At 50.5% G+C, this 5,024-nt stretch carries 5 protein-coding genes; all 5 read left to right on the forward strand.

Features of this window, described 5'->3' with window-relative positions; genetic code table 11:
• Positions 1-177: 177 nt before the first annotated feature.
• The 5 genes from AC14M5_RS08975 (at position 178) to AC14M5_RS08995 (ending at position 4,880) form a co-directional block, all read left to right on the forward strand.
• On the forward strand, positions 178-1,515 hold the full coding sequence (locus AC14M5_RS08975) for an amino acid ABC transporter substrate-binding protein (protein WP_484029316.1): 1,338 nt from the start codon (positions 178-180) through the stop codon (positions 1,513-1,515).
• Between the two features lie 69 nt (positions 1,516-1,584).
• Complete coding sequence (locus tag AC14M5_RS08980) at positions 1,585-2,451, forward strand: branched-chain amino acid ABC transporter permease (RefSeq protein WP_484029317.1); 867 nt, start codon at positions 1,585-1,587, stop codon at positions 2,449-2,451.
• Complete coding sequence (locus tag AC14M5_RS08985; protein WP_484029318.1) at positions 2,448-3,419, forward strand: branched-chain amino acid ABC transporter permease; 972 nt, start codon at positions 2,448-2,450, stop codon at positions 3,417-3,419. The genes AC14M5_RS08980 and AC14M5_RS08985 overlap by 4 nt, the downstream gene beginning before the upstream one ends.
• Positions 3,416-4,168, forward strand: coding sequence for an ABC transporter ATP-binding protein (locus AC14M5_RS08990; RefSeq protein WP_484029319.1), 753 nt, complete (start codon positions 3,416-3,418; stop codon positions 4,166-4,168). The genes AC14M5_RS08985 and AC14M5_RS08990 overlap by 4 nt, the downstream gene beginning before the upstream one ends.
• 1 nt (position 4,169) lies before the next feature.
• A complete protein-coding gene (locus tag AC14M5_RS08995; RefSeq protein ID WP_484029320.1) occupies positions 4,170-4,880 on the forward strand; it encodes an ABC transporter ATP-binding protein in 711 nt (236 codons plus the stop codon).
• Positions 4,881-5,024: the final 144 nt, after the last annotated feature.

The following is a 5,024-nucleotide window of genomic DNA, read 5'->3' on the forward strand; positions in this document are numbered from 1 at the left end:
ATAGAGCTTGATTGGGCAGAAAACATTTATAAATTATTTATATCTGCCATCCTGTTTTTTATTTGAAATTTCCCCATTCCTCCTACAATCTATTCAAACGCGATTACATCCCGCCGTTGGCGCGAATGTAATTTGCTTTCAATGTTTTCATATCCAAATGAGGAGGCTTGTTCGAAAATGAAACGCACACTGTTCAATCTATTTGCTTTGTTGATGGTTGTGAGTCTTGCGCTCACTGCCTGCGGGGGCGGGGCGGTCCAGGTGACTGAGGCGCCTGTTGTAACTGAGGCTCCAACGGAAGCACCTGTTGTGGCGACCGAAGCACCTGTAGCCGAGGAAGTAACCGTCACAATCGGCTTCACGGCTTCACGGACGGGGGCACAGGAAGTTTCATCCAAACGCCAGGTCAATGGCTTCAATTTGTGGATGGATCAAGTGAATGAAGCGGGTGGACTCACATTGAGCGACGGCACGGTTGTTAAATTTGCCGCACAGAGCTATGACGATGAATCCACCAAGGAACGAGTCCAGGAACTGTATACGCGTTTGATCACAGAAGACAACGCTGACTTTTTGATCAGCCCGTATTCTTCTGGCCTTACCGCCGCCGCCGCAGTGATTGCCGAGCAGAACGGCAAGTTGATGATTACCACGGGTGCGGCTGACGATGATACCTACAAGCAGGGTTACACCAGTGTATTCCAGCTTTATACCCCAGGCAGTTTGTATCTCACCAGCACCATAGATATGCTCAAGACCCTTGACCCTGCTGCCAAGATCGCCATCGTGCACGAGAGTGACAAATTCTCCACTGCCGTCGTAAACGGCTTGCAACCCTATGCAGAATCTCAAGGTTTTGAGATCGTCCTGCTGGAGCCCTATGCAACCGATACCGCCGACTTCGGGCCGATCATCAATAAGATCGTTGACTCGGGTGCGACAGTTGTTTTAGGCGGCGGTCACTATCCTGATGGCAGCACCTTTGCACGTCAGTTATTTGAACGCAAAGTCGGTATTCAATTCATCGGCCTGCTCGTTGCAGCACCCGATAGCAAATTCTCTGAATTGGGCGATGCCGCGCTTGGTGTAACAGGCCCCAGCCAGTGGGAAGCCAAAGCCACTCACACCGAAGCAGAAGCCAATGCACTCGGTATTGAATGGTACGGTCCCACGGGTGAAGAATTCTCTGCAGCCTATGAAACAGCTTTTGGCGAAAAACCCACCTATCATGTTGCGGGCGGATACGCAGCTGGCCTGCTCCTGGAAAAAGCTGTTTTGAATGCTGACTCGGTAGATAGCGAAGCCGTCAAAGCTGCGCTTGATGCGATGGATCTCTTCACCTTCTATGGCGGTATCAAGTTCGATACGAGTCCCGAAGCGCATGGCTTGCAAATTGGTCATAGCATGGTCGTCATCCAATGGCAGAAGAATGAAGCAGGCGAATTGGTCCGCGAAGTCGTGTGGCCTGCAGATGTCGCCACCAAGGATCCGATCTTCCCGATCGCAGTTCCATAATTTGTAAATGTCATACAGACTTCGGAAGTCTTCGAGACTTCCGAAGTCTGTTACTATCGGAGTTGAGCCATGCAACAAATAAACCTACTCCTTGCTTCATTGCCAGATGGAATCCTGCTGGGGTTTGTATACGGTGTAGCTGCAATGGGACTGACGTTGATCTGGGGCGTGATGAACGTTATCAACCTGTCACACGGCCCCATCATTGCCCTCGGCATGTTTGGCACTTACATGATCTTCATCAAGTTGGGCGTGAATCCATATTTGGGATTATTTCTCATTGCACCGATTGGTCTGCTCCTGGGGGTTTTGATCTATATGGTAGCCGTTCATCGTGTGATTAATGCGCCGCATCTTTCCTCGCTGTTGGCTACATTCTCCGTAAATATGATCATCATTGGGTTGGGCACTGCCGCCTTCACAACATCACCATACAATGTGGATTTCAATATGGGTAGTGTGAGCCTGGGTTCAACTACTTTGCTCGGCACACGTCTGATCGCTGCCTTGGCGGCGATCATTGCTACGGGAAGCCTGTATCTGTTTCTCTATCGGACTCGCCCCGGGAAATATATCCGCGCTGTGGCAAATAACCGTGCTGCTGCCGAATTGATGGGTATTCCATCCTCGCGCATCCTTGCCTTGAGTTTCGGTTTGGGAACCATGCTGGCCGCCATCTCAGGGGCATTGATCGCGACCTTCTTTCCATTCAGCATTCTTTCTGGCGGCAGTTACGAACTCAAGAGTTTTGTGATCGGAGTCTTGGGCGGCCTGGGCAACCCTGTCGGCGCGTTGGTTGGCGGATTGGCGCTTGGCGTCCTCGAAGCTGTTGTGCCTGCCTTTATGGAAACTTCGTGGGTTCCTGTCATTGAATTCGGTCTGTTCATTTTGGTTCTGCTTGTTCGTCCCAACGGATTGTTTGGAGCGAAACAATGAGAAACTGGCAAAAGTACATCGGCATTATTATCCCTCTGCTTGTTGTTGCGGGGCTGATGTTATACCCCGCCATCACAGGCAACGTTGCGGCACGCGAAACTGCCTTCACGATCCTGAAAGCCATTGCGCTCGCATCCAGCCTGAATATCCTGCTTGGTTACACGGGCTACGTGAGCTTTGGTCATATCGTATTTTTCGGCTTCGGCGGCTATGTCGGTTTTTATCTGCTCAGCGTTTTGGGTATGCCGCTTTGGATTTCGATCCTGGTTGGCGGATTCAGCTCAGGCTTGCTGGCCTTCCTTTTAGGCAAGGCGATATTGAGATTGCGCGGCGCTTACTTTGCTCTTGCCACAATCGGTGTGAACGAAGCGATGAGAGCGTTCATTAATAACTTTGACCTGTTCGGTGGACCTACAGGCATCACTCTCAACTTCAAGACCTATCTGGAATACGGCGGCGCGGCCAAAGCATTAGAGATGTCTTTCTATATTGTGGCGGGGCTTGCTTTCCTAGCGTTGATCCTGAGTTATTTCATCCGCTCATCTAAGTTTGGGTTAGGTCTGCTTGCGATCCGTGAGAACGAAGACGCGGCGGAGGTGATGGGCGTATTCGCACCAGATGCAAAGACATGGGCTTATGTTTTATCTGCCATCATCCCTGGCATGATCGGTGTGTTGTTCTTCTTCAAGAATGGAAATGTGGAGCCGCATGATGCCTTTCCGCTTCATGCTTCGATTGAGTTGCTCGTCATGGTTATGCTCGGTGGGCAGGGGACGGTGCTTGGGCCGATCCTCGGCGCGTTTGCCTATCAGGGTATGCGCGGGTATTTGGTGACCAGTGATTTCTTCAAGGATATTCAACTCTCAGTATCAGGTGCATTATTGCTGATGATTGTGCTGTTCATCCCTGCGGGTGCGGTGGGTTGGTTTAGGCAGCGCTTCCCAATATTGAGGAGGGTGCTGGCATGACACTTCTATTACAAGTGCAGGGCGTTACCAAACGTTTCGGTGGCCTGCAAGCCTTAACGCAAGTGACCTTTGATCTTCCCAAAGGACAGATACTGGGATTGATCGGCCCTAACGGCGCGGGCAAGACTACATTGTTCAATTCCATCAACGGTGTCTATCATCCCGAAGAAGGACGCATTTTATTTCAGGGCAAAGATGTGACGAATAAGAAGCCGTATCATCTGGCGAAGATGGGTATGGCGCGCACGCATCAAATTGTGCGCCCGTTGAATGAGTTGACCGTGCGCGAGAACGTAATGGTTGGCGCATGTTTTGGGCATGAGAGTCAAAGCCTGGGGAACGCTTCAAAGATCGCAGACGAAGTTCTGGAGTTTGTGGGAATCTCCAGTCGCACCGACCAGCTTGCAGGGAGTCTGAACGTGGCGCAGAAAAAGAGGCTTGAGATGGCGCGCTCGCTTGCGTCACGTCCATATCTGCTTTTACTGGATGAAGTCCTTGCGGGTTTGAATCATTCCGAGATCGATGGGATGATCCAAATGATCCTGGATATTCGTAAGCAGGGCATCACGATCATTATGATCGAGCATTTGATGAAGGCCGTGATGAATGTTTCAGACCGCATTTTTGTGTTGGATTATGGGGAGCAGATTGCGGAGGGCTCCCCGAATGAAATCGCGAACCATCCGAAAGTGATCGAGGCTTATCTGGGCGACCCCAAACTCGCCGAGCAGTTGATGGAGGATGATTAACATGGCTATCCTTGAAGTTCGTGACATCACCTCTGGATATGGCGAAGTGCAAATTTTGTGGGGCGCAAGCATGAAGTTGGAAGAAGGAAAATTAACCTGCCTCGTTGGCGGCAATGGTGCTGGTAAGACAACCATGCTGCGCTCCGTGATGGGACTGCTCAAACCGTGGAGCGGCACGATCTGGTTTCAAGGGCAGGATGTCAGCCGAATGCCCGCGTATACCAAAGCAGAGATGGGATTAGTGCTTGTGCCAGAGGGCAGGCAATTGTTTACCGACATGAGCGTGTATGAAAACCTTGAAATGGGTGCGTCGAATCAACGGGCGCGTTCGAAAGTCAGGAATAATCTTGAAAAGGTCTACAGCATGTTTCCGCGTTTGAAGGAACGTCATACTCAAAAAGCGGGCACATTAAGCGGCGGCGAACAACAAATGTTGGCGGTGGCGAGAGGCATCATGGCTGAACCGCTGGTCTTGATGATCGACGAACTCTCACTCGGGCTTGCGCCTCTGCTTGTACTGCAACTCTTTGAAGGGCTGCGTGCTCTGCGTGATACAGGTCTCACAATCATGTTGGTGGAACAAAATGTGCAAATGGCATTAGCCATCAGCGATTACGGATATGTGCTTGCGGAAGGCAAATCTGGAATCGAAGGCCCTGCGCGGCAATTGATCAAAGATAAACACGTCCGTGAGGCGTATCTTGGTTTGTAGTTTAAAAAATAAACACTAATGGACAAAGTAAGTAGAAGTCGTACAATAGGGCAATGGCAAAGCGGAAATTCAAACTAACGGAAGCAGAACGGAAAGAACTGCGAAAAGCATACCAAGGATGTAAAGATGCGGCGACACGCACTC

Source organism: Candidatus Villigracilis sp. (assembly GCF_057083605.1).

Coding starts and splice junctions, on each gene's coding strand:
- AC14M5_RS08995 (WP_484029320.1), top strand. CDS start 4,170: ATGGCTATCCTTGAAGTTCGTGACATCACCTCTGGATATGGCGAAGTG.
- AC14M5_RS08985 (WP_484029318.1), top strand. CDS start 2,448: ATGAGAAACTGGCAAAAGTACATCGGCATTATTATCCCTCTGCTTGTT.
- AC14M5_RS08980 (WP_484029317.1), top strand. CDS start 1,585: ATGCAACAAATAAACCTACTCCTTGCTTCATTGCCAGATGGAATCCTG.
- AC14M5_RS08990 (WP_484029319.1), top strand. CDS start 3,416: ATGACACTTCTATTACAAGTGCAGGGCGTTACCAAACGTTTCGGTGGC.
- AC14M5_RS08975 (WP_484029316.1), top strand. CDS start 178: ATGAAACGCACACTGTTCAATCTATTTGCTTTGTTGATGGTTGTGAGT.